This window comes from Paragemmobacter kunshanensis (assembly GCF_011059185.1).
Classification (GTDB): domain Bacteria; phylum Pseudomonadota; class Alphaproteobacteria; order Rhodobacterales; family Rhodobacteraceae; genus Paragemmobacter; species Paragemmobacter kunshanensis.
In genome coordinates this window covers 1-24,777 of record NZ_JAALFE010000005.1, presented here as the reverse complement: position 1 = coordinate 24,777, position 24,777 = coordinate 1, and the positions used below count along the sequence as shown (strand labels likewise).

Sequence of the window (24,777 nt, the reverse complement as noted above, 5' to 3'; positions counted from 1 at the left end):
ATCGCGACCGCCTGTTCCTTGCCGTGATCGGGGCCCCGCGCGCCATGCCCGGCGCGCCGACCCCTGTTCTTGCTGCCCATCTGTCCGCGTCGATGCGCGGCCTCTTGCTTCGGGGGCTTGTGCCTTGCCCCGCTTCCCGCCACTTTGCCATTCAGGGAACGGATTTGGAAGTGCAGGGAGGCGGTCGATGCCCGCAGGACGCTTGAGTGTTGTCGTGACGCGACGGTTGCCCGAGCCGGTGGAAACCCGGATGAAGGAACTCTTCGATGTCGACCTGCGCGATCCCGACACCCCGATGTCGCGCGACGAACTCGCCGCTGCCATGCGCCGGGCCGATGTGCTGGTGCCCACGATCACCGACCAGATCGACGCGGGCCTTCTTGGGCAGGCGGGCGACAAGCTGAAACTGATCGCCAATTACGGCTCGGGCGTGGATCACATCGACGTGGCCACCGCCCGCCAGCGCGGCATCCTTGTGTCGAACACCCCCGGCGTGGTGACCGAGGATACCGCCGACATGACCATGGCGCTGATCCTGGGCGTCACGCGCCGCATCCCCGAGGGGCTGGCGCTGATGCAGACCGGCGAATGGCCGGGCTGGTCGCCCATGGCGCTTCTGGGCGGGCGGATCGGCGGCAAGCGGCTGGGCATCCTCGGGATGGGGCGGATCGGGCAGGCCGTGGCGCGGCGGGCGCGGGCCTTCGGCATGCAGATCCACTATCACAACCGCCGCCGCCTGCGCCCCGAGGTCGAGGCAGAGCATGAGGCCACCTTCTGGGAAAGCCTCGACCAGATGATCGCGCGGATGGATGTCATCTCGATCAACTGCCCGCATACGCCCTCGACCTATCACCTGATGAACGCGCGGCGGCTGAAACTGCTCAAACCCTCGGCCGTGGTGGTGAACACCTCGCGCGGCGAGGTGATCGACGAGAACGCCCTGACGCGGATGCTCCGCGCGGGCGAGATCGCGGGGGCGGGCCTCGACGTCTATGAACGCGGGGTCGAGATCAACCCCCGCCTGCGCGAATTGCCCAATGTCGTTCTGCTGCCGCATATGGGATCGGCCACGCTGGAAGGCCGGATCGAGATGGGCGAGAAGGTGATCATCAACATCAAGACCTTTGCCGATGGCCACCGCCCGCCGGATCAGGTGGTGCCGGGGATGCTGTAACCCCCGGCCCGGATCGCCCGCGCCTCAGGCGTAGTGGTCGCGATACCAGTCGACAAAGCGCTGCACGCCCTCGCGGATGTCGGTGCGGGGCAGGGGGCCTGTCAGCGCCTCGATCAGCGTGGCATCGGCCCAGGTCGCAGGCACGTCGCCGGGCTGCATCGGCAGCAGGCGCTTTTCGGCCGTCATCCCAAGTGCTGCCTCCACCGCCTGCACGAAGTCCATCAGCCCGACCGGCGCGCCATTGCCGATATTCACGATCCGGCAGGGCGCGACCGGCGAAAGGCTGTCGCACGGCCCCGCCGATTCCGCCGGGGGCAGGGCGATCAGCCGCGTGATCCCCTCGACCAGATCATCGACATAGGTGAAATCGCGCCGCATCTCGCCGTGGTTGTAGATCTCTATCGGCGCGCCCTGCAGGATCGCCTTCACGAACTTGAACAGCGCCATGTCGGGGCGGCCCCAGGGGCCATAGACGGTAAAGAAGCGGAACAGCGTCGTCGGGATGCCATAGAGATGGGCATAGGAATGGGCCATCGCCTCGCCCGCCTTCTTGGTCGCGGCATAGAAGGACATGGGGTGATCGGCCTTGTGACCCTCGGCATAGGGCATCCGGGTATTCGCGCCATAGACGGATGAGGTGGAGGCCATCAGCAGATGCGCGGGCCGGGCGTGGCGGGCGGCCTCCAGCACCTCATAGCTGCCGATGAGATTGGCCTCCACATAGCTGCGCGGGGCCTCGATCGAATAGCGCACCCCGGCCTGCGCGGCGAGGTGGACGATCACCCCCGCCCCCTGCGCCAGCCCGGCCACAAGGCCCGGCGTCTCGACCAGCCCCTCCACCGCGCGAAACCCCGGCGACTGGCGCAGAAGCGCATGGCGCGCCTCCTTCAGGCTGACGTCGTAATAGGGCGTCATCCCGTCCAGCCCGGTGACTTGCCAGCCATCGGCCAGCAGGCGGCGGCACAGGTGAAAGCCGATGAACCCCGCGGATCCCGTGACCAAAGCCCGTCTTTCCATGCCGCAACCCCCCGCACCTGCACCGTTGACAGCCCCAAGTCGCGCGGATCACGGCGGAAATCAAGCCCGCCGGGGCCTTCGCGCCGCTGCCCGTTTGCGCGGGGGGCAGGTCGGGATTGGAACAGACCGGCGGGCCGGGGGCATGGCTTTCTGGCGCGGCACGGCAGGAGGTTGGCATGCGTTACGGATCGGGAATGGTTCTGGTCGTTCTGGCGGGGATCCTGTGGTCTTCGCAGGGGTTGATCTTCCGCCAGATCGACAGCGCGGGAACCTGGGCCGTGCTGTTCTGGCGATCCGTGGGCATGGTGCCGGTGCTGCTGGCCTTTCTGATCTGGCGCGCGGGCGGCTCGCCGCTGCCGGCGATCCGGGCGGTGGGCCTTGCCGGGGTGCTGGGCGGGATCGGCCTTGTCGGGGCCTTCGGCGGGGCGATCTATTCCATTCAGGCCACCACCATCGCCAATGCAGTCTTCCTGTTCGCCGCCTCGCCCTTCCTGACGGCGCTGATCGGCTGGGCCGTGCTGGGTGAAAGGGTCCGGCCCGAGACATGGGCCGCCATGGGCGTGGCGATGGCGGGGATCTTCGTCATGGTGCGCGACGGGCTGGAAGGCGGGGCGCTGGCGGGCAATGTCGCGGCGCTGCTTTCGGCGCTGGGCTTTGCGGTCTTCACCGTGTCGCTGCGCTGGCGCGGGCTGGCCGACACGCTGCCTTCGGTCCTTCTGGGGGGGATCTTTTCCATCGCGGTGGGGGCGCTGGTGGCGGGGCAACTGGGCCAGACCCTTGCCGTGCCGCTGCCCGATGCGCTCTGGTCCATGGCGATGGGGGCGGGCACGCTGTCGGGGGGGATGGTGCTTTACACGCTGGGAAGCCGGGTCGTGCCGGCCGCCGAACTGGCGCTTCTGTCGAATATCGAGGTGATGCTCGCCCCGCTCTGGGTCTGGCTCTTCCTGAACGAAACCGCCAGCGCCGCCACCTTCATGGGCGGGGCGATCCTTCTGGTCGCGGTCACCATGAACGGGCTGTCGGGGGCAAGGCGGGCGGTGACGGCCTGATCGGCCCCCAATTCTCCCCCTTGACCGTCTCTCAATTGAGAGACACCATCCCCGCATCGACAAGGGAGATCCGCCATGCCCGCCAACACGACCATGCTGCATATCCGCATCGACGAAGAGGTGAAGACCCGCGCCGCCGCCGCGCTGGAAGGCGTGGGGCTGACCCTGTCGGATGCCGTCCGCATCCTGCTGACCCGCGTGGCAAAGGAGGGCGGCCTTCCCCCCGGCCTTACGGTGACCGAGGAAACCCATGACCAGTGGTTCCGCCGCAAGGTGCAAGAGGCGCTTGACGATCCGGGTCCGCTCATGTCCCATGAAGATGCAATGCGTGAGATGCGTGCCCTGATTGATGCGAAACGCAAGGCCAGACTGGACGGATGAGGCGCGGCAGGATCTTGCTGCCATCATCGGCTTCATTGCCTCGGACAATCCCGCCGCCGCCGATGCCTTCCTCGACCGGATCATCGAAAGGGCCGACAGGCTTCCCCAGCATCCCCATGCCTACCGCCAAGGTCGCCTTCCCGGCACGCGCGAGATGGTGATCCACCCCAACTAATCTTCGTCTATGCGGTTGGCGAAGGCGCCGTCACCATCCTGCGCCTGCTGCACAGCGCGCGCAACTGGCCCTAGAGCGGCCCTTGCCGCCCTCAGCGATGCCGCCGGAAGAAGCGCGACCTTGCATACAGTTCTTCCAGCCGTTTCAGCCGCCCTTCCGTCACCGTCCATGTCCGGTCCTGGACCGAGGCGAGCAGCGTCTCGACCAGCACCAGAAGCGACACGGTCGAATCCCAGGCACTCGGCGCCTCGATATGGCAGGCCAGAACATGCCGCGCATGGGCGGCAGCGGGCGACAGCCAGCGATCCGTCACCAGCACCACCTCTGCCCCTTGCTCCACGGCAAGTTCGGTCAGTTGCAGCACCGAATTCTCGTAGCGGCGGATGTCGAAGACCACCAGCACATCCCCCGCCGACATGTCCAGCAGCGCGGGTGGCCAGGTGTTCGACATGCCCGAAAGCAGCGTCACGTTCGGACGGACATTCTTCATCAGCGTGACGAAATACTCGGCCATGGCATGGGTGATCCGCCCGCCCATGGCAAAGACCCGCCGGTCGGGATTGGCCAGAAGCGCCGCCGTGGCATCGAATTCGGCATGGTCGATCTGCCCCAGCGTGGCCTGAAGGTTCGCCACCACCGCATCGGCGAAACGGTTCAGGATATGGGTGTCGGGCACACCCCCCGCCCAGCGGTCATGCTTGGCAAGCGGCGAGACCAGCATCGCCTCCACCTCGCCGCGCAGGGCCTGCTGGTAATCGGGATAGCCCTTGAATCCCAGCTTCTGGCACAGCCGCACCACCGTGGGGTTCGACACGCCCGAGGCGCGGGCCAGTTCCGTGATCGACCCAAGCGCCGCCACCGGGTAATGTGTCAGGATATGGCTCGCCAATTGCCGCTCGGCCCGGGTGAGATCGCCCATCGCGGCGCGCATCCGGTCTTCGATCGTCGCTGCGGCATCCATGCTGCCCCCTTTTCCAGCGGCCTGCCCGGGAAGCAATCGAATCCCCGCAGGCCCCATTCAGAAAACTTTGTAACAGAAATTTCATCTCCGAAAAATTCTTGACAGAACGCCGCACGACGGTTGAGCCTTGGGGGGAACAACAGGGGGATGACTCGCGCAATGAACGCGGGCGCACAGAGCGATGCGGCGGTCTTTCCGCCGGTGATCGAGAATGCCGCGGCCGGGGGGCGGGCGGTCATCGTCTGCGAACATGCCTCGAACCATTTTCCCGCGCGCTGGGGCGATCTGGGCCTGACGCCCGATCAGGCCCGCGCCCATATCGCCTGGGATCCGGGCGCGCTGGGGCTGGCGCGGGGGCTGGCGCGGCGGCTGGATGGCGTGCTGGTCCATGCGCCCGTCTCGCGCCTGGTCTATGACTGCAACCGCGCCCCCGACATGGCCGGCGCCATGCCGGCCCGATCCGAACTGCACGACATTCCCGGCAATGCCGCGATCACGCCCGAAGAGCGCGCCGCCCGCACCGCCGCGGTCTATGTTCCCTTCCATGACGGCCTGCATGCCCTGCTGATGGACCGCATCGCCCGCGGCCTGCACCCCGCGCTGATCACCATCCACAGCTTCACCCCCGTCTATTTCGGCACCCCCCGCGCGGTGGAATTCGGCGTCATCCACGACGCCGACGAAACCCTCCCCCGCGCCATCCTGGCCGAGGCGCTGGCCCGCACCCCCCTTAGGGCGGAACTGAACGAGCCCTATTCCGCCCGCGATGACGTGACCCATACCCTGCGGCTGCAGGCCACGCCCTATGGCCTGCCCAATGCCATGCTGGAGATCCGCAACGACCTGATCGCCACGCCGCAGGCCGAATCCGCCATGGCCGCCACCCTTGCCCCCGTCCTCGCCGCGGCCATGGCCGCGCTGACGCCCGAACCCGCGCAATGAGGGGACAGATGCCGCGCTTCGTGATCGCCTTCGTCAGACTGGTGGACCGCCTGAATTACGGCGTCGGCCGCCTTGCCATGTATCTTCTCTTCGTCCTGATGGCGATCCTGATGTGGTCCTCCATCTCGAAGGCCTTCTTCAACCCCTCGCTCTGGACGCTGGAAATGGCGCAGTTCGTGATGGTGGCCTATTACATCCTCGGCGGCCCCTACACGATGCAGAACGAAGGCCATGTCCGCATGGACCTGTTCTATGCCAGGCAATCCCCCGTCCGCCGCGCCTGGTGGGACGGCTTCACCGTCTTCGCCATCCTCTTCTACCTTGGCGTGCTGATCTGGGGGGCGGCGGAAAGCTTCGGCTATTCGCTGGGCCTGCGATGGAGCGATCCGGAAACCTCGGCCCTTGGCCTGTCCTGGCCGCAGATCGGCCGGCTGGAACGCAGCCCCACGGCCTGGCGGCCCTATCTCTGGCCCATCAAGCTGGTGATGCTGACGGGCTTCATCCTGATGCTGCTGCAGGCGCTTTCGTCGCTGGCCAAGGACATCGCAACCATCCGCGGGGAAACCATCTGATGCCCTACGAGATGATCGCCGCCCTGATGTTCGCGACCATGCTGCTGATGATGATGACGGGGCAGCGCGTCTTCGGGATCATCGGCTTCGTCGCCGTGCTGGCGGCGCTCGCGCTCTGGGGCACGGGGGGGCACAACATGGGCTTCTCGGCCTCGATGAAGCTGATGAAGTGGTATCCGCTGCTGTCGCTGCCCATGTTCGTCTTCATGGGCTACATCATGTCGGAAAGCCGCCTGGCCGATGACCTTTACCGCATGTTCCATGTCTGGTTCGGCCCGGTCCCCGGCGGCCTTGCCATCGGAACCATCCTTCTGATGGTGCTGATTTCCGCCATGAACGGGCTGTCCGTCGCGGGCATGGCCATCGGATCGACCATCGCGCTGCCGGAACTGCTGCGCCGTGGCTATCAGAAGGAAATGGTGACCGGCGTCATTCAGGCGGGGTCTTCGCTTGGCATCCTGATCCCGCCCTCGGTGGTGCTGGTCCTTTACGCCATGATCGCCCGCGCCCCGGTGTCGGAACTGTGGCTCGCGGGCCTGATCCCCGGCCTGATGATGGCCACGATGTTCATCCTCTATGTCTGGATCCGCTGCTGGATCCAGCCCGAGCTTGGCCCGGCGATGAGCGCCGGGGAACGCGCCTCCATCAGCCGTGCCGACAAGCTGCGCGCGCTGCGCGCGGGCGCGCTGCCCTTCATCATCTTCTTCGCGATGATGTTCCCCTTCATCTATGGCTGGACGTCGCTTGTCGAAAGCTCGGTCATCGGGGTTGCGGCCACGGTGATCGCCGCCGTGATCAAGGGCCGGATGAACCGGATGGTGTTCGAGGTCGCCACCCGATCCACGCTCTTCATCACCTGCATGTTCATGTGGGTGATCCTTGCCGCGCTGTCCTTCGGGGCGGTGTTCGACGGGCTTGGTGCGGTCAAGGCCATCGAAAGCCTGTTTGTCGAGAAGCTGGGCTTCGGCCCCTGGACGATCCTGATCCTGATGCAACTGTCCTTCCTGCTGATGGGCATGTTCCTTGACGACACCGCCATGCTGGTGATCGTGGCCCCGCTCTACGTGCCGCTGGTCGCCACGCTGGACCTGGGTATCCCGCCCGAAGACGTGCTGATCTGGTATGGCGTGCTTTACACCATCACCTGCCAGATCGCCTATCTGACGCCCCCCTTCGGCTATAACCTGTTCCTGATGCGCGCCTTCGCGCCGCCGGAAATCACCATGGGCGACATCTACCGCTCTGTTGTTCCCTTTGTGCTGGTGATGGCAGCCGCCCTTGCGGTGCTGATGATCTTCCCCGGCATCGCGCTGTGGCTGCCCAATCTGATCTATCCGAACTGACACCCGATCGCGGGGGCTTTCCCCCGCATCCAACAAGGAGGCTGATCCATGACGACTTCGAGACGTTCCTTCCTCACCAAGGGCGCATTGGCCGGGGCCGCCACTCTGGCCGCGCCCGCCGTCGCCACCGCACAGGCCCCGATCAAATGGCGGATGCAGACCTATGCCGGTGCCGCCCTTGGCGAACAGGTGGTCAAGCCCGCCGTCGATGCCTTCAACCGCATCGCGCAAGGGCAGATGGAGATCGAACTCTTCTACGCCGACCAGCTGGTCCCCACGGGCGAGCTGTTCCAGGCCATGCAGTCGGGCACCATCGACTGCGTGCAGTCCGATGATGACAGCATGGCCTCGCCCACCGAGGTGACGGTGTTCGGCGGCTATTTCCCGCTGGGCCTGCGCTACAGCCTCGACGTGCCGGCGCTGTTCAACAAATACGGGCTGAAGCAGATCTGGGAAGACGAATATGCCGCCGTGGGGGTGAAGCACATCTCGGCCGGGTCATGGGATCCCTGCCATTTCGCGACCAAGGATCCGATCAACAGCCTGGCCGACCTGCAGGGCAAGCGCGTCTTCACATTCCCGACGGCGGGCCGTTTCCTGACGCAGTTCGGCGTCGTGCCCGTCACCCTGCCATGGGAAGATATCGAGGTCGCGATGCAGACGGGCGAGCTGGACGGCATCGCCTGGTCGGGCATCACCGAGGTTTATACGGTGGGCTGGTCCAACGTGACCAACTACTTCCTCACGAACAACATCTCGGGCGCGTGGATCGGGCATTTCTTCGCCAATATGGACCGCTGGAACGAACTGCCGCCGCATCTGCAGGAACTGCTGGCGACCTGTTTCGAACAGTCCCACTACTATCGCCAGCACTGGTACTGGGCGGGCGAGGCGGATCTGCGGATCAATGGCGGCAAGCTGCAACTGACCACCATCCCGGATGAGGAATGGAAGACGGTCGAGGCTGCTGCCATGACCTTCTGGGACGAGATCGCCGCGGAAAGCGAAGTGAAGGCCAAGGTCGTGGAGATCTTCAAGCAGTATAACGACGTCATGGTGAAGGCCGGACGTCCCTACCGCTTCTGACCCGCGCGCGGGGGGCGGCATCCGCCCCCCGCACCCCCCATGCACGCTGATCCTGCCGATTGCGCGGGACGGCTGGTGAAGATATGATCAAATTCTGCGGCACCGGCATCCAGCCCCCTGCCGCCGCCCCCGGAGGCCCCATGCGGATCGCATCCCCCGCCCGATCTGACGCCCGCAGCGATTGCTGGCCGCGCAAGCCCGAATTCGGCGGCGCCGGCCCCCTCTGCCGCGTCCCCGCGCAAGGCTGACCACCCGACGGTCCCCCCCCCTCCCTTCCGCCCCCCAGCGGGGCCAGCCATCCGAGACATGAGGCCACCAGATGCCCGGAACCATGACCTTCGACACCCTGAAAGAAGCCGTTGCCCGCGGCGAGATCGACACCGTCCTCGTCGCCGCCGTCGACATGCAGGGCCGCCTGATGGGCAAGCGCTTTCACGCCGCCTTCTTCATCGAAAGCGGCTACAAGGAAACCCATTGCTGCAACTACCTGCTGGCCGTGGACATGGAGATGTACACCGTCCCCGGCTACAAGAGCAGCGGCTGGGAACAGGGCTATGGCGACTATGTGATGAAGCCCGACCTTTCCACCCTGCGCGCGCTGCCCTGGCTGCCCGGCACGGCGCTGTGCCTGTCGGATCTTCTCGATCACCACAGCCATGAAGAGGTCTCCGTCTCGCCCCGCGCGATCCTGAAGAAACAGGTCGCCCGCGCCCGCGCCATGGGCTTCGAGCCGATGATGGCCACCGAACTGGAATTCTACATCTTCGAGAATGCCTATGAAAACCTGCGCGATGGCGGGCTTTCGGCGCTGAAACCCATCTCGGGCTACAACGAGGATTACAACCTCTTCCAGACCACCAAGGAAGAAAGCCTGATGCGCGACGTGCGCAACCACCTTCACGCCGCGGGCATCCCCATCGAGAACACCAAGGGCGAGGCCGATGCCGGCCAGCATGAGGTGAACTACAAATATTCCGACGCGCTGGACACGGCCGACAACCACGCGATCATCAAGCAGGGCGTGAAGGAAATCGCGCATCTGAAGGGCAAGTCCGTCACCTTCATGGCCAAGTATGACCACCGCAAGGCGGGCTCTTCGGCGCATGTCCACCAGTCGCTCTGGACGCTGGACGGCAAACCCGCCTTCTACGACCACGACGATGCCCATGGCATGTCGGCCACCATGAAGCACTTCGTCGCGGGCCAACTGGCCCATGCGCAGGAGATCACCACCTTCCTGGCTCCCTACGTCAACAGCTACAAGCGCTTTACCATCGGCATGTTCGCCCCCACCAAGGCGGTCTGGAGCGCGGACAACCGCACCGCGGGCTTCCGCGTCTGCGGCGAACATACCAAGGCCGTCCGCGTCGAATGCCGCATCCCCGGTTCCGACGTGAACCCCTATCTCTGCTGCGCCGCCCTTCTGGCCGCGGGCCTTGCCGGGATCGAACAGAAGCTGGAGCTGGAACCCGAACTGAAGGGCGACATGTATGCCGCCCGGAACGTGCGCGAGATACCGAAGAACCTGCGCGAGGCCGCCGCCCTGCTCAACACCTCCACCATGCTGCGGGCGGCCTTCGGCGATGATGTGGTCGATCACTACCACCATGCCGCGCAATGGGAGATTTCGGAAACCGATCGTGTGGTGACCGATTTCGAACTCCAGCGCCTGCTGGAACGCGCGTAACGTAGGGCGGGGTTCACCCCGCCCCCCCGAACCGACGGCGGGGTGAACCCCGCCCTACAAGGACGTCGAACATGAAACCCATCCAACTCATCTCTCCGGTCGATGGATCGGTCTATCTGGAACGCATGCCGCTGTCGGCGGACGAGGCAAAGGCCGCCGTCGCCCGCGCCAGGGCCGCGCAGAAGGCCTGGGCCGCCAAACCTCTGGAAGACCGCATCGCCCTGGTCAAGGCAGGCGTTGCCAAGCTGAACGACATGTCGGCCGTCATCGTCGAGGAACTCGCCTGGCAGATGGGCCGCCCCACCCGCTTTGGCGGCGAATTCGGCGGCGTCAACGCCCGCACCGAATACATGTCCGACATCGCCACCGCGACCCTCGCCCCGCAGATCATCGAGGACAGCGACAAGTTCCGCCGCTACCTCGCCCGCGATCCGGTGGGCGTGGTCTTCATCGTGGCCCCCTGGAACTATCCCTACCTCACCACGATCAACACGCTTGTCCCCGCCCTCATCGCCGGGAACACCGTCATCCTGAAACATGCCAGCCAGACCATGAAGGTGGGCGAACGCCTCGCCGAGGCGTTCCACGCCGCAGGCATCCCCGAGGATGTCTTCCAGAACGTCGTCCTCGATCATGCCACGACCGAGGCGCTCATCGCTGCCCGCTCCTTCGGCTTTGTCAACTTCACCGGATCGGTGGGCGGTGGCGTGGCGATGGAAAAGGCCGCCGCCGGCACCTTCACCCCCCTTGGCCTCGAACTCGGCGGCAAGGATCCCGGCTATGTCCGCCATGACGCCAATCTCGATGCCGCGGTGGATACGCTGATGGATGGCGCGATGTATAATGCAGGCCAATGCTGCTGCGGCATCGAACGCATCTACGTTCACGAAAGCCTCTACGACGCCTTCGTCGAAAAGGCCGTGGCCTGGGTCAAGACCCTGAAACTCGGCAACCCCTTCGACGCCGACAGCACCCTCGGCCCGATGGCCAACAAGCGCTTTGCCAAGGTCGTCCGCGACCAGATCGCCGATGCCGTGGCCCAGGGCGCAAAGCCCCTGATCGACCCCGCGCTCTTCCCCGCCGATGACGGCGGCGCCTATCTCGCGCCCCAGATCCTCGTGAACGTCAACCACTCCATGCGCGTGATGACCGAGGAATCCTTCGGCCCCGTCGTCGGCATCATGAAGGTCAAGGACGATGAAGAAGCCATCGCCCTGATGAACGACTCGCCCTATGGCCTGACGGCATCGGTCTGGACGCAGGACTATGACACCGCCCAGGCCATCGGCCAGCGGATCGAGACCGGCACCGTCTTCATGAACCGCGCCGATTACCTTGACCCGGCGCTCTGCTGGACGGGATGCAAGGATACCGGGCGCGGCGGCAGCCTCTCCTATCTCGGGTTCCATTCGGTGACCCGTCCGAAATCCTATCACCTCAAGAAGGTCTGAACACCATGACCCACAACGTTCCCAACCGGAACTGGTCCTATCCCACCGCCCTCAAATTCGGCGTGGGCCGCATTGCGGAACTGGCCGATCATTGCCAGGCGGCGGGGATCACCAAGCCGCTCTTCGTCACCGACAAGGCGCTGGCCGCGCTGCCCATCACGGCGGATGCCGTGGCGGTGCTGTCCAGGGCCGGGCTGGGGTCTGCCGTCTTCTCCGACGTCGACCCCAACCCCAATGAGGGGAACATGGAAGCCGGGATCAAGGTCTACAAGGCGGGCGGCCATGACGGCGTGATCTGCTTCGGCGGCGGCTCGGCGCTGGACCTTGGCAAGATGATCGCGCTGATGGCGCACCAGCGGGCCGATCTGAGCGTCTGGGATCTGGAAGACATCGACGACTGGTATACCCGCGCCGATGGCGCGAAGATCGCCCCCATCGTGGCCGTCCCCACCACTGCAGGCACCGGCTCCGAAGTGGGCCGCGCGGGGGTTCTGACGAACTCCGCCACCCACAAGAAGAAGATCATCTTCCATCCCAAACTGATGCCCGCCGTCACGATCTGCGATCCGGCGCTGACCGTGGGGATGCCGAAATTCATCACCGCCGGCACCGGGATGGATGCGCTGGCGCATTGCCTTGAGGCCTTCTGTTCCCCCTTCTACCACCCGATGAGCCAAGGCATCGCGCTGGAAGGGATGCGTCTGGTCTTCGAAAACCTGCCCACCGCCTACAGCGATCCGACAAACCTCGAGGCGCGGGCGCATATGATGTCCGCCGCCGCCATGGGCGCGGTGGCCTTCCAGAAAGGGCTGGGCGCGATCCACTCGCTCTCGCACCCCGTGGGTGCGGTCTACAACACCCATCACGGCACCACCAATGCCGTCGTGATGCCCATGGTGCTGGATTTCAACCGCCCCGCGATCGAGGCGCGTCTGGAAAAGGCCGCCGCCTATATCGGCATTGCGGGCGGCTTTGACGGCTTCCGCAAGGCGGTGATGGACCTGCGCACGACGCTGAACATCCCGGCCAATCTCTCGGCCATGGGGGTCGAATCCGCGCGTCTGGACGAACTCACCGAAATGGCGCTGGAAGATCCCTCCTGCGGTGGCAACCCCATCGAAATGACGCGCGAGAATACCCGCGCGCTCTATCAGGCCTGCATGTAAGGCGCTTGCGCCTTCTCCCCTCCCCCGCCCGCGGGGGAGGGTCAGGGAGGGGGGGCGCCCTCTGTGCAGCAGCGCAGGGTTAACCATGTTGCGCCGGGTCTTTCTGCCGGATCTTGTATGAACGCCTGTCTGCACTGGCCATCTGCACCGGCTGTTGCACGCCAGATCGGCCCTAAACCCTTGTCACGCCAGCCTTTCCGTCTTCGTTAACGCCCAGGGAACCACCCGCGATGCTCCGCCATGTCACCACCGATATCGCCATCATCGGGGGCGGCGTGATTGGCCTCGCCATTGCCGAAAGGCTGACGGCCGAAGGCCGCGAGGTCGTGCTGATCGACCCGAACCCAGCGGGAGCCACGGTCAGCCAGAACGCGGCAAGCTACGGAAATGCCGGGACAATCGCCGATTACGCCGTGCTTCCCGTCGGCACGCCCGATGTGCTGCGCAACCTGCCCTCGCTGCTTTTCGACCGCAACTCCCCCCTCGCCATCCGCCGCGCCGCCCTGCCTGCGCTGATGCCCTGGCTGCTCAGGTTCGCCCTGCAATCCCTGCCCGCCGCCGCCGAAAGGAACGCCCGCAACATCGCCCGCCTGATGGCCGATGCCTGCCCCGACTGGCTCGATCTCGGGGCCAGATTGGGCGGTGGGGACATCCTGAAAAAGCGTGGCTGTCTCTATGTTTACGAGACGGCCAAGGGCTTTCGCGCCGCCGGGCGCGACATGGATTTCCGGCGGTCGCTGGGGGTTTCGGTGGATCTGATCGACCCTGCCACTCTCCGCCAGATGGAACCCGCCCTGCCCGAGGTCGAAGGGGGCGCGGCCTTTTTTCCAAAGGCCGTCTTCCTGAACGATCCGGGCCGGATGGTGGGCCTTCTGGCGGCCGAGGTCGCCAGCCGCGCCGAACGGCTGCAGGCACGGGCGGAAAGCCTTGAAAGACAAGGGGATGGCGTGCTTGTCACAGGCCCCGGCCTGCGCCTGAAGGCCCGCCATGTGGTCATCGCGGCGGGCGCGCATTCCCGAAAACTCGCCGCCATGGCGGGCGACCGGGTGCCGCTCGATACCGAACGCGGCTACCATGTCGAATGGGACATGGCGCATCCCCCCGTCACCCGCCCCACCTGCCCGACGACGCGGGGTTTCTATCTCTGCCCGATGGACGGCCGCCTGCGGGTTGCGGGAACGGTGGAACTGGGCGGCCTCACGGCGCCGCCTTCGCCCCACCGGATCGCGAAACTCGTTGAAGGCGCACGGGAAATCTTTCCCGACCTGCCCGCGCCCGACCGCGAATGGATGGGGTTCCGCCCGTCGATGCCCGACAGCCTGCCCGTCATCGGCCCCGGTCGCGCCGGGCCCGACGTGATCCATGCCTATGGCCACGGGCATCTTGGCCTGTCGATGGCCCCGGTCACCGCGCGCATCGTGGCGGATCTTCTTGCCGGGCGGGATCCTTCGATGGACCTGGCCCCCTATCTGCCGGGCCGGTTCTGAGCGGGGTCAGTATCCCCGCCCGCGATCGACCAGATGCAGCAGCGCCTCGCCCGCCACGGCGCGGCGGATATTCCCGGCGATCACGCGGCTGGCGGAATAAGCCCTTGTATCGGCTGCAATATGCGGCGTCACCGTGACGCGGGGATGCGCCCAGAACGGGTGATCCTGCGGCAGGGGTTCCATGCGGAAGACATCAAGCGTGGCATGCCCGACCTTGCCCGCATCCAGCGCGGCAAGCAGGGCCTCATCGTCGATCAGCGCGCCGCGACCAGGGTTCAGGATCACCGCGCCATCGGGCAGAAGCGCCAGGGTGCGCACGTTCAGCGTGTTCTCCGTCTCGGGCGTCTTCGGCAGAAGGGTGACCACGATCTGCGCCTGAGAAAGGGCCTGATCAAGGCCCGCGCTGCCATGCAGGCAGGGGATGCCATCCACGGTCTTGGGCGACCGGCTCCATCCCGTCACGGGAAAGTTGAGCGCGGACAGCGCGCGGGCGCAGGCGGTGCCAAGCTCGCCCATGCCCAGCATGGCGATGGGGCGTTCGCGGGCGAGGGGCGGGCAGACCGGATCCCAGACGCGACCGGGGTTCACGATATGGCGGTCCATTCCCAGATGATGGCGCAGGGCGTGGCCAACCACCCATTCGACCATCCCCTCGGTCAGACCGGGATCGACCATGCGGCAGAGAGGTTGCGTAAGGGTCGGATTGCCCACGATCCGTTCCACCCCCGCCCAAAGCGACAGCACCGCCTTGCAGCGGGTGAATGGCGCGAAATCCTGCGCCGGAGAGGAGGGGGTATAGACGATGAAATCCACCTCGGCGGGATCCGCGTCGCGCGTGAGCCGGGCGCTGAGGCCTGCTTCATCCAGTGCCGCGCGCAGGGGGGCTGCGTATTCGGCCCAATTGGCATCGGAGGCGGCGAAGAGGACAGTCAGGGTCATGGATTACCTTGGTCGGTGGACATGGGCGCTCTGGATCAGGCCGAAGGCGATCAGCAGCACCAGCATGACCGATCCGCCGTATGAGAGGAAGGGCAGCGGCACCCCCACGACCGGGGCCATGCCCATGACCATCGACAGGTTCACAGCGAGGTAGAGGAAGAAGTTCGCGGCCAGCCCGATGATGAGAAGCTGGCTGAAACGGTCCTTGTTCTGCAGGGCGGAGGTAAAGCAGAAGAACAGGATAAGGCCGTAGAGGATCAGAAGCGAGAAGGCCCCGACAAAGCCGAATTCCTCGCCCAATGTGGTGAAGATGAAATCGGTGTGCTTCTCGGGCAGGAAGTTCAGCCGCGACTGCGTGCCCTGCATGAAGCCCTTGCCGCCCCAGCCGCCCGATCCCAGCGCGATCTTGGCCTGCATGATGTTGTAGCCCGCGCCCAGCGGATCGGCGGAGGGGTCGAGGAAGGTGTCGATCCGGCGATACTGGTAGTCGTGCAGGAACTGCCAGGGGGTGCCGCGCGTGGTGAAGACGGCGACGACCAGCCCGCCGACAAGGGCCGCGACGGCAGCGAAGTACCAGATGCTGACACCGGCCGCGAACATGACCGCCGCCCCGCCCATCAACAGCATGAGCGAGGTGCCGAGGTTGGGCTGGATCACCACAAGGAAGGTGGGAATGAGGATGATCAGGACCGGGATCAGCACCCAGAGCGGGCGCGAGGTCTTTTTCAGATCCAGCCAGTCATAATAGGCGGCCAGCATCATCACCATCGTGACCTTCATCAGTTCCGACGGTTGCAGGCGAAGCGGGCCGATATCCAGCCAGCGCTGCGCCCCCATGCCGACGACGCCGAAGAATTCGACGGCAAGCAGCAGCAGGATGGTGATGCCATAGGCAAGGCCTGCCATGTTGCGCCAGAACCAGATCGGCACGAAGGCGATGGCGAACATCAGCACCATGCCGACGCCGAAGCGTTTCATCTGCGGCTCTGCCCAGACGGACAGGTTGCCACCCGCGATGGAATAGAGGACCAGGAAACCGACCGAGGAAACCGCCGCCACCAGCACGACGAGCGGCCAGTTCAGGTAGAACACCTTGCGCAGCCCGCCCGGAACGGTCTTGACCTGATATTCCAGAAAGCTCATGGCTCCCCCCTGCCTCAGGCCCTTGAACTGCCCGAGGGGCCGGTGTTGCGCAGCCGTTCCCTGAGGGCGTCGAGATCCGTTTCGATGCGGCCGCGCTGGCTGGCGGGATAGGCCGTCAAGGGCGGGATGTCGCCATGCAGCGCGCGCAGGATGGCATCACGGGCGATGGGCGCGGCCACGGCCGAGCCGCCGCCGCCATGTTCGACCACCACCGTCACCGCATAGCGCGGATTGTCGAAGGGGGCGTAGCCCACATAAAGCGCATGATCCCGGCGGTTCCAGGGCAGCTGGTCGTTCGAGACGACGCCGCGCGCGCGTTCGGCCGCGCTGATGTTGCGGACCTGGCTGGTGCCGGTCTTGCCGGCAAGAACCATCGTCTCATCCGCGATGCGAGAGCTGAAGGCCGTGCCGCGTTGGGTGTTCATCACCTCGAACATGCCTTCGCGGATGGACCGCAGCCCTGCGGGATCAAGATCGAGCGAGGGGGCCTCGGGCATGTCGACGGGTTTCCCCCCGATGGCGCGGACAAGGCGCGGAACGATGGCCCGCCCGGTGGCGAGGCGGGCTGTCATCACGGTCAGTTGCAGGGGCGATGCCAGAACATAACCCTGCCCGATCGAGGCGTTGATCGTGTCGCCGACACGCCATTCCTGGCCCCAGCGTTCCAGCTTCCAGGCCTTGTCAGGCATGATGCCCTCGGTGATGGCCGACATGGGCAGATCGTGCCGCATGCCAAGGCCAAGCCGGCGGCCCATTTCGGCGATCTTGTCGATGCCGACCTTCTGCGCAATCTCGTAATAGTAGACGTCGCAGCTTTCGGCGAGCGAACGGGCCAGATCGACCCGGCCATGCCCGCCGCGTTTCCAGCAGTGGAAGCGACGGTCGCCGAATTCGATATAGCCGGGGCAGGAATGTGTGGTCTCGGGCGTGATCACGCCCGCCTCGAGCGCGGCAAGCGCCGTGACCATCTTGAAGGTCGAGCCCGGGGGATAGGCACCCTGCACCGTCTTGTTGGCCAGCGGGCGGTGGTCATCCTCCATCAGGGCGGAATAGTCGCGCTGGGTGATGCCGCGCACGAAGAGGTTCGGGTCGAAGCCGGGTGCCGAGGCGCAGGCGATCAACTCGCCCGTGTTCACATCCATCACCACGCAGGCAGCGCTCTCCTCGCCCAGGCGGGCCTGCACGAAGTTCTGGATATCGGCATCGAGTGTAAGCTGGATATCCTGTCCCGGCGTGCCATCGGTGCGTTCCAGTTCGCGCATCACGCGGCCGACATGGTTGACCTCGATCCGCTTGTTGCCCGCAGCGCCGCGCAGCGTTTCCTCCATCCAGCGTTCGACACCGATCTTGCCGATCTGGAATTCGGGGATGCGCAGGACGGGATCGGGATTGGGCCGTTCCTCCAGATCCTTTTCGCTGACGGGGCCGACATAGCCCACGACATGGCTGAAATCCTCGATCAGGGGGTAGTGCCGCGACAGGCCTACCTCGGGGGTGACGCCGGGCAGGGTGGGGGCGTTGACGGCGACCTTGGAGAAATCCTCCCACGGCAGGCGATCGGCCACGATGATCGGCACGAAGGGGGAGTTGCGCCCGATGTCACGGGTGACACGGTCCATCTCTTCAGCCGTGATGGGGATGATGCGCGTCAGCCGGGCAAGGACGGAGTCCACATCGCCCGCATCCTCGCGCGTGATGGTGACGCGGTAGTTCTGTTCATTGCCCGCGATCAACTTGCCATTGCGATCAAGGATCAACCCGCGTTCCGGCGGGATCAGGCGCATGTTGATGCGGTTCTCCTCGGCGAGGAGGCGGAACTCATCGGCCTGTTCCACCGAGAGGAAACGCATCCGCGCGCCCAGCACGGCGAACATGGCGGCCATGGCCCCGCCCATGAGAAGGCCCCGGCGGCTGATCCGGCGGGCGCTTTCCTCGGTATCGCGGGCGGTGCGTCGCATCTCTGGTCAGAGCCTCCGTCCGTAGGCATCCACTTCGCCGGTCGCCGGTTTGCGCAGATCGAAGGCAAAACGCGACACGGCCACCACCAGCGGATAGCACAGGATCGTCCAGAGAGTCTGCAACAGTCCGAAGCCGAGGCTGGGTTGCGGCACGAAGGCGATCGCGAAGGCCAGCCGGTTTGCGATCATCAGGGCCAGCATCAGGCCCGCGATCAGCAGCCATTCCGTCAGGAACTGCAATTCGCGCGTCAAGGCCACGCGGGCGCGCAGGAATTCGCTGGCAAGGATCACGAGCGCGGCCCAGAGACCGGGCGGGCGCAGAAGGATCAGGTCTTCCATCAGGACGACGATGCCGATGAGAAAGACGGGAAGGAAGTCGGGCCGACGCGTCACCCAGGCGAAGATCAGGCAAAGCAGGATATCCGGGCCGGGCCAATCGCCAGCGACCGAGCCGAGGGGAAGGAGCTTGATGAAAAGCAGCAGGACGGCCAGGCCGACGAAGACCCCGCGATAAAGCCAGGTAGAGGAGCGCAGCGCCTCAACCATCGGTGCCTGCCGTCGCTTCGGGGGAGCCTTCGGTGACATCCGCCGTGCCGCCTGCCGAGGCCGGATCCGCCTGCACCGCGCTGCCTTCGCCGGTTTCCGCTTCGGGTTCCGAAGGGATGGGCGGCGGTGCGATCAGGGCGCCTGCATCCGTGATCGGCGTCAGATCATGGCTGCGCAGCACGCGCAGGAATTCCAGCCTTTCGTAATCCGCACTCAGGACCACGCGAAGGCGGCGATCTGTGCCCATCGCAACCTGGCCAACCAGCAGGCCAGCGGGCAGGATGGCGCCATCGCCCGAGGTGACCACCCTGTCGCCCGGGCGGACAAGATCCGCATCCTCGAGGAATTCCAGCGGGGGAAGGGCGCTGTTGTCGCCCGAGAGCAGGGCCTTCTGGCCGGATGGCTGCACCGTGACGGGAACGCGGGAGTTCGAGTCTGTCAGCAGGATCACGCGGCTGGTCTTTTCGCCCACGCCGGAGATGCGCCCGACAAGGCCGATGCCATCCATCGTGGCCCAGCCGTCGCGGATGCCATCGCGCGCGCCCACGTTCAGCAGGACCGATTGGCGGAAGGGCGATCCGCTGTCGGCCAGAACGACGCCGGTGACATGGGTAAGCTTCGGATCCAGCCGGACCTGATTGAGATCGAGCAGGCGGGCATTCTTCTGTTCGAGTTGCAAGGCCGCCTCGCGCCAGGCCTTCATCTGCTGCAATTCGCGGCGCAGTTCCTGGTTCTGTTCGTAGAGGCTGGCATAGCTCTGGAATTCCTCGATCATGCCTGCCGCCCGGGTGATGGGGCGCAGCGCCCAGTCGAAGGACGGGACCACACTGTCCACCAGGGCCGCGCGGAACCGTTCGACCCGCGGGGAATCGATCCGCCAGAGCAGGAACAGGCCGAGAAGGACAAGCACGAAAAGCCCCACGAACAGGCGTCGCAGGGGCCGTGCATAATCTTCTGGTCCAGTATTGCGCGACTTTGCCACGGCTGCCTCTTGTCCGATGCCGTGCCCTGCCCGGGGCCGACGATCAGCTGTCGTAGTCGATCACATGCCGCAATTGCTTCTCGTATTCCAGCGCCTTGCCAGTGCCGAGAGCGACACAATTCAGTGACTCGTTGGCGACAGAGATCGAAAGCCCGGTCTGTTCCCGCAAGGACAGGTCAAGGTCGCCCAGAAGGGCGCCGCCGCCCGTGAGCATGACGCCGCGATCCACGATATCGGCGGCAAGGTCGGGGGGTGTGGCCTCCAGCGCCTGCATGACCGCGTCGCAGATCTGCTGGACGGGTTCGGCCAGGGCTTCGGCGACCTGGGCCTGGTTGATCTCGGTTTCCTTCGGGACGCCATTCAGCAGGTCGCGGCCGCGGATCTGCATCGACGCGCCGCGCCCGTCATCGGGCATGCGGGCGGTGCCGATGGATGTCTTGATGCGTTCGGCGGTGGATTCGCCGATCAGCAGGTTCTGGTGACGGCGGAGGTAGGAGATGATCGCCTCATCCATGCGGTCGCCGCCGACGCGGACGGAGCGGGCATAGACGATGTCGCCGAGGGAGAGGACGGCAACCTCGGTCGTGCCGCCGCCGATATCGACGACCATGTTGCCCGTGGGATCGGTGATGGGCATGCCCGCGCCGATGGCCGCGGCGATGGGTTCGGCGATCAGGCCGGCGCGGCGGGCGCCTGCCGAAAGGACCGACTGGCGGATGGCGCGCTTTTCGACCGGCGTCGCGCCATGGGGGACGCAGACGATGATCTTGGGTTTCGAGAAGGTCGTGCGCTTGTGGACCTTGCGGATGAAGTGCTTGATCATCTCTTCGGCAGAGTCGAAATCGGCGATGACGCCGTCGCGCATGGGGCGGATCGCCTCGATCGTTCCTGGCGTGCGGCCGAGCATCAGCTTGGCATCCTCGCCCACGGCCAGCACCTGCTTTTTCCCGTCCTTGACGTGATAGGCCACGACGGAAGGTTCGTTCAGCACGATCCCCTTGCCGCGGATATAGACGAGCGTATTCGCCGTGCCGAGGTCGATCGCCATGTCCGACGAGAAGATGCCCGAGAGTACCGACATGCTGGGGTGATCCTGTGCCACAGTAAGGATAATGAACCCGCGACTCAGCCAAAGCCGAGGCAGGCGCCCCCATATAAAGACAGGCAGGGGGCAGCGAAAGCCCGGAGGCTGCAAAGGGGCGCAATTCCGCGTGACGGGGTGGGAATTGCGATTTTTCTGCGAAAAATCTGATGCGGGCCGAGGTGGCCCGCCTGCTTCTGTCACTTTTCCTGCGCGCAAGGGGTGCGGCTGGAGAGACCGGACGTTCTGCCGAACCCATTGCAAGCAGTTCTTTTTGCCTTGGCCTGCGGGTTCATGCCTTTCCCCGGCGCAACTTCGAACCTATGGCTGTGGGAATGTTCCTGTCGCTGGGGTGCCGCATGCCTGAATTCCTGCCCGATGTTCCCGCAGAGGCTGTCATCGCCGCGCTGTCCCGCGCGCCGGGGGGCGAGTTGGCTTCGGGCAAGTTCGACAGCCCCGAATCCTCGGCGGCGCTTGTGGCGAATGCCTTTGGCCGTTTCCTTGAGGCGGCCGATCTGCTGCCGCCGCTTCCCGGCGTGCCGATGGGGCGCCCGCTGCAAGTGGAGATCGAGGCCGAGATGCGCTTTCCCTGGCGCGGGGGGCGCCATCCCTGGATGGATGCCGCCATCACGACGGCGACGACGCTGGTGGGGGTGGAGTCGAAGCGATACGAGCCGTTCCGCCCGGGCAAGGCCACGCAATTCTCCGAAGCCTATGAAAGCCGGGACTGGGGCGAGAGCATGGCCCGGCACGACGGCATGCGGAGGGCCCTGATATCCGGCGAGCGGCGGTTCCGCCATCTGGATGCGGTTCAACTGGTCAAGCATGCCTATGGGTTGCGCAATCAGGCCAGTCGCCGGGGGTTGGGTGCGGTTCTGGTCTATCTGCATGCGGCCCCCGCGCAATGGGCCAATGGCAAGCCGGTCGATCCTGTTCAGGTCCGGGCGCATGAGGCAGAGATTGCCGCCTATGCCGAGGCGGTCCGGGGGGATGCCGTGGTCCTTGTGCCGCTTCGTTGGGCGGATCTGTTGCGGCAATGGGCAGCCGATCCCGAGCTTCTTGCCCATGCGACCGCGCTGGAGGCGCGGTTCCTGCCGGGCACGCTGGCGCGCTGAGGGTGCGGGCCGGGCAGCAGGGTTGATCAGGCCGGGCCGGGCTGCACGCTTTCGCGGAAGAAGCGGGCAAAGCCTTCGGCCATTTCCCGGCTGTCCAGCGCCGGGCCGAGTGTCGCCAGCGCCTGGGATACAAGATCGTGCGGGAAGGCCGTGACGGCATTGCCTTCGAGCAGGCCGCGCAGATAGCCGGGCGACAGTTCGGGATGGACCTGCACCGACATGGCGGGGAAATCATATCGGAAGCCGCCATGGGGCGAGGCGGGCGAGGAGAGCAGGAGTTCGGTTCCCGGCGGGGCTTCCAGAACCTGGTCCTGATGGAAGGAAAGTGCCGACAGCGCCGCCTTGCCAAAGAGACCCGCGCCAAGCGGGCTGGCGCGGTGGAGATGGCGGCCTATGGTCCAGCCGGCGGGGGCCCGCGCGACGCGCCCGCCAAAGGTTTCGGCCAGAAGCTGATGGCCAAAGCAGATCCCGGCCATGGGAATGCGTGCGCCCCTGAGGGCACGCAGATGGGCCTTCAGCGGGGCGATCCAGTCTTCCGCATCATGCACTCCGGCGCGCGATCCGGTGATCAGCACGGCATCCACCGATCCCGGAGGCGGGGGCGCTTCGCCGCCTGCAAGATGGGCGCGGGAGAAGCGGGCCTCAGGCAAGGCGGGGGCGAGCCAGGCTTCGAACATGTCGGCATAGGTGCCGAAACGGGCCTGATGTTCGGGGATGGGGCGGTCAGCCTCGTAGATGCACAGATGCATGGCGCCTATCTTTCGCCGCCCCGATCCCGCGTCACGATCACCGACAGGACGATCAGGATGAGAGAGGCCAGAACGATCAGCGTGCCGACCGCGTTGATTTCCGGCGTCACGCCGCGCCGCATGGTGGAATAGATGTACATGGGGAGGGTGTTGTCGCGCCCGGTCAGGAAGAAGGTGACGGGGATTTCGTCAAAGGAAAGGACGAAGGAGAGCAGGCCCGCGCCAAGGATGGCGGAACGGAGATTGGGCAGGGTGATGTAGAGGAAGGTGCGCAACGGGGTTGCGCCAAGATCGCCGGAGGCTTCCTCGAGCGATCGCGGCAGGCGCTGGAGGCGGGCATAGACCTGGGTGACGACCACGCCGAGCAAGGCGGTGGCATGGCCGAAGATCACCGTTTCCAGCGACAGGGGAAAACCCAGCAGCTTGAACATGTTGAGCATCGAGATGCCGGTGACGATGCCGGGAAGGGTGATGGGCAGCAGGATCAGGCGGCGGAACAGCGTCTTGCCCGGGAAATCGAAGCGGTGCAGGGCGAGTGCGGCCGTCACCCCGACGACAAGGGCAAGCAGGGTGGCGAAGGTCGCAACGTAAAGGCTGTTCCAGACGGCGGCCTGAAGATCGGTATTGGCAAAGAGCTTGCGATACCAGTCCAGCGTCAGGCCCGGGATCGGCCAGGTGAGCGAGCGCGACGAGGAGAAGCTGAAGGCGATCAGCACCCAGATCGGGATATAGAGGAAGGCCATCAGCAGGGCGATGAAGGTCATGAAGGCGGTATCGGCGCCATAGCGTGACAGGGTTCCGGGGCGGTTTGCCTGTGTCATGCTACACCCCCACCGCGCCACGGCGTTCCATGCCGTCGGAGAGCGAGACGATGGACAGCACGATGACCAGCATCACGATGGACAGGGCCGAGCCGAGGGGCCAGTTCAGGGCCGAGCCGAATTGCGTCTGGATCACGCTGGCGATCAGGTTTCCGTCCGGGCCGCCGACAAGGAAGGGGGCGATGAAATCGCCGAAGGAGAGGCAGAAGGTCAGCGTGAAGCCGGCCGCGATGCCGGGCATCGAAAGGGGCACGGTGATCCGGGCGAAGGTCTGCCAGGGGTTCATGCCCAGATCGGCAGAGGCTTCGGTCAGGTTGCGGGGGATGCGTTCCATCGCGGAATAGATCGGCATCACCATGAAGGGGATGAAGATGTAGGTCAGCGTCAGGACCATGGCGAACTGGTTGTAGAGGAAAATGTCGGAGGGGGTATCGGTGATGCCCGCCCAGATCAGGAAGGAGTTCAGGATACCTTCCGTGCCGAGGATCGTCTTCCAGATATAGGCGCGCAGAAGGTAGCTGACCCAGAGTGGCGCGATGACGGCAAGATAGAGCCAGGTGCGCAAAGCCTGAGAGCGGCAGCGGAAGACGAGCCAGTAGGCGAAGGGATAGGCAAGAAGCAGCGAGGTGGCGGAGACCAGCGCGCTGATCTTGAGGGTGCGCCAGAGGACCTGAAGATATTGCGGATCGGTGAAGAGGATCGCGTAATTGCCGAACTGGAAGGCGGGCTTGAAGGTTGGGTAGGATTTCACCCAGAAGCTGTAGGTGGCAAGGATGCCATAGGGCAGCAGCATGAAGAGCAGGATCCAGACCAGCGGAATGCCAAGGACCATCGCACCGGCGAGGTTGTTCCGGATCCGGTTCATGGGCGCACCCTGTTGATTTGCACTGAGAGCTGACCCGGGTTTTCCATCGAGAAGTGACCCACCATTGGTTATGGATTTCGTGTCATG

Annotated in this window: 24 protein-coding genes; 13 read left to right on the top strand and 11 right to left on the bottom strand. The window is 65.4% G+C overall.

The genetic code is table 11. From position 1 onward, the window contains the following. The first annotated feature begins 187 nt into the window (after window positions 1-187). Entirely contained in the window at window positions 188-1,174 is a 987-nt protein-coding gene (locus G5V65_RS06605; RefSeq protein ID WP_165048187.1) for a 2-hydroxyacid dehydrogenase, read from the top strand. 24 nt (window positions 1,175-1,198) lie between these two features. Here G5V65_RS06605 and G5V65_RS06600 read toward each other — a convergent pair whose 3' ends face one another. Next, window positions 1,199-2,191, bottom strand: a complete 993-nt coding sequence (locus G5V65_RS06600) for an NAD-dependent epimerase/dehydratase family protein (RefSeq protein ID WP_165048185.1) — start codon at window positions 2,189-2,191, stop codon at window positions 1,199-1,201. Window positions 2,192-2,367: 176 nt separating this feature from the next. Between G5V65_RS06600 and G5V65_RS06595 the strand changes: the two genes are divergently transcribed. The 3 genes from G5V65_RS06595 (at window position 2,368) to G5V65_RS06585 (ending at window position 3,796) form a co-directional block, all read left to right on the top strand. After that, the gene (locus G5V65_RS06595; protein WP_165048183.1) at window positions 2,368-3,240 is read left to right on the top strand and encodes a DMT family transporter; all 873 of its coding nucleotides are present in this window, start codon (window positions 2,368-2,370) and stop codon (window positions 3,238-3,240) included. A 75-nt stretch (window positions 3,241-3,315) separates the two neighbouring features. Then, window positions 3,316-3,621 (top strand): type II toxin-antitoxin system RelB/DinJ family antitoxin, encoded by a 306-nt coding sequence (locus G5V65_RS06590; protein WP_165048181.1) that lies wholly within the window; start codon window positions 3,316-3,318, stop codon window positions 3,619-3,621. Beyond that, entirely contained in the window at window positions 3,590-3,796 is a 207-nt protein-coding gene (locus G5V65_RS06585) for a type II toxin-antitoxin system RelE/ParE family toxin (RefSeq protein WP_241250476.1), read from the top strand. The genes G5V65_RS06590 and G5V65_RS06585 overlap by 32 nt, the downstream gene beginning before the upstream one ends. A gap of 91 nt (window positions 3,797-3,887) precedes the next feature. On the opposite strand, the gene G5V65_RS06580 is transcribed toward G5V65_RS06585, so the two are convergent. After that, window positions 3,888-4,757, bottom strand: a complete 870-nt coding sequence (locus G5V65_RS06580) for a MurR/RpiR family transcriptional regulator (protein ID WP_165048179.1) — start codon at window positions 4,755-4,757, stop codon at window positions 3,888-3,890. Between the two features lie 159 nt (window positions 4,758-4,916). Between G5V65_RS06580 and G5V65_RS06575 the strand changes: the two genes are divergently transcribed. The 8 genes from G5V65_RS06575 to G5V65_RS06540 all read left to right on the top strand — a co-directional run bounded on the left by G5V65_RS06575 (window position 4,917) and on the right by G5V65_RS06540 (window position 14,491). Then, window positions 4,917-5,699, top strand: coding sequence for an N-formylglutamate amidohydrolase (locus tag G5V65_RS06575; protein ID WP_165048177.1), 783 nt, complete (start codon window positions 4,917-4,919; stop codon window positions 5,697-5,699). Between the two features lie 8 nt (window positions 5,700-5,707). Beyond that, the gene (locus tag G5V65_RS06570) at window positions 5,708-6,271 is read left to right on the top strand and encodes a TRAP transporter small permease subunit (protein ID WP_165048175.1); all 564 of its coding nucleotides are present in this window, start codon (window positions 5,708-5,710) and stop codon (window positions 6,269-6,271) included. After that, a complete protein-coding gene (locus tag G5V65_RS06565) occupies window positions 6,271-7,614 on the top strand; it encodes a TRAP transporter large permease (protein WP_165048173.1) in 1,344 nt (447 codons plus the stop codon). The genes G5V65_RS06570 and G5V65_RS06565 overlap by 1 nt, the downstream gene beginning before the upstream one ends. Window positions 7,615-7,662: 48 nt before the next feature. Continuing rightward, window positions 7,663-8,700: a TRAP transporter substrate-binding protein gene (locus G5V65_RS06560; protein ID WP_165048170.1), complete on the top strand. Its 1,038-nt coding sequence runs from the start codon at window positions 7,663-7,665 to the stop codon at window positions 8,698-8,700. A 319-nt stretch (window positions 8,701-9,019) separates the two neighbouring features. After that, entirely contained in the window at window positions 9,020-10,387 is a 1,368-nt protein-coding gene (locus tag G5V65_RS06555; RefSeq protein ID WP_165048168.1) for a glutamine synthetase family protein, read from the top strand. A gap of 71 nt (window positions 10,388-10,458) precedes the next feature. Next, window positions 10,459-11,838 carry an aldehyde dehydrogenase family protein gene (locus tag G5V65_RS06550; RefSeq protein ID WP_165048165.1) on the top strand — a complete coding sequence of 460 codons (1,380 nt, stop codon included), beginning with the start codon at window positions 10,459-10,461 and terminating at the stop codon, window positions 11,836-11,838. 5 nt (window positions 11,839-11,843) lie between these two features. Next, entirely contained in the window at window positions 11,844-13,004 is a 1,161-nt protein-coding gene (locus G5V65_RS06545; protein ID WP_165048163.1) for an iron-containing alcohol dehydrogenase, read from the top strand. 230 nt (window positions 13,005-13,234) lie between these two features. After that, entirely contained in the window at window positions 13,235-14,491 is a 1,257-nt protein-coding gene (locus G5V65_RS06540) for an NAD(P)/FAD-dependent oxidoreductase (protein WP_165048161.1), read from the top strand. 6 nt (window positions 14,492-14,497) lie between these two features. On the opposite strand, the gene G5V65_RS06535 is transcribed toward G5V65_RS06540, so the two are convergent. From G5V65_RS06535 to G5V65_RS06510, 6 genes are read right to left on the bottom strand one after another with little or no spacing between them, the layout of a single operon-like run. Next, window positions 14,498-15,430, bottom strand: coding sequence for a 2-hydroxyacid dehydrogenase (locus G5V65_RS06535; protein ID WP_165048158.1), 933 nt, complete (start codon window positions 15,428-15,430; stop codon window positions 14,498-14,500). Between the two features lie 3 nt (window positions 15,431-15,433). Further along, window positions 15,434-16,573 carry a rod shape-determining protein RodA gene (rodA, locus tag G5V65_RS06530; protein WP_165048156.1) on the bottom strand — a complete coding sequence of 380 codons (1,140 nt, stop codon included), beginning with the start codon at window positions 16,571-16,573 and terminating at the stop codon, window positions 15,434-15,436. A 14-nt stretch (window positions 16,574-16,587) separates the two neighbouring features. Next, entirely contained in the window at window positions 16,588-18,531 is a 1,944-nt protein-coding gene (gene mrdA, locus G5V65_RS06525) for a penicillin-binding protein 2 (protein WP_165048154.1), read from the bottom strand. A gap of 6 nt (window positions 18,532-18,537) precedes the next feature. Further along, complete coding sequence (locus G5V65_RS06520; RefSeq protein ID WP_165048152.1) at window positions 18,538-19,077, bottom strand: rod shape-determining protein MreD; 540 nt, start codon at window positions 19,075-19,077, stop codon at window positions 18,538-18,540. After that, window positions 19,070-20,059 carry a rod shape-determining protein MreC gene (gene mreC / locus G5V65_RS06515; RefSeq protein ID WP_165048149.1) on the bottom strand — a complete coding sequence of 330 codons (990 nt, stop codon included), beginning with the start codon at window positions 20,057-20,059 and terminating at the stop codon, window positions 19,070-19,072. The genes G5V65_RS06520 and mreC overlap by 8 nt, the downstream gene beginning before the upstream one ends. Window positions 20,060-20,102: 43 nt before the next feature. Then, on the bottom strand, window positions 20,103-21,140 hold the full coding sequence (locus G5V65_RS06510) for a rod shape-determining protein (protein WP_023664066.1): 1,038 nt from the start codon (window positions 21,138-21,140) through the stop codon (window positions 20,103-20,105). Between the two features lie 359 nt (window positions 21,141-21,499). Here G5V65_RS06510 and G5V65_RS06505 point away from each other — a divergent pair, with 359 nt between their 5' ends. Continuing rightward, window positions 21,500-22,255 (top strand): hypothetical protein, encoded by a 756-nt coding sequence (locus tag G5V65_RS06505; protein WP_165048147.1) that lies wholly within the window; start codon window positions 21,500-21,502, stop codon window positions 22,253-22,255. 26 nt (window positions 22,256-22,281) lie between these two features. On the opposite strand, the gene G5V65_RS06500 is transcribed toward G5V65_RS06505, so the two are convergent. From G5V65_RS06500 to G5V65_RS06490, 3 genes are read right to left on the bottom strand one after another with little or no spacing between them, the layout of a single operon-like run. After that, on the bottom strand, window positions 22,282-23,004 hold the full coding sequence (locus tag G5V65_RS06500) for a type 1 glutamine amidotransferase (RefSeq protein WP_165048145.1): 723 nt from the start codon (window positions 23,002-23,004) through the stop codon (window positions 22,282-22,284). Window positions 23,005-23,009: 5 nt separating this feature from the next. Then, complete coding sequence (locus G5V65_RS06495) at window positions 23,010-23,825, bottom strand: ABC transporter permease (RefSeq protein WP_165048143.1); 816 nt, start codon at window positions 23,823-23,825, stop codon at window positions 23,010-23,012. 1 nt (window position 23,826) lies between these two features. Further along, window positions 23,827-24,690 carry an ABC transporter permease gene (locus G5V65_RS06490; protein ID WP_165048140.1) on the bottom strand — a complete coding sequence of 288 codons (864 nt, stop codon included), beginning with the start codon at window positions 24,688-24,690 and terminating at the stop codon, window positions 23,827-23,829. Window positions 24,691-24,777: the final 87 nt, after the last annotated feature.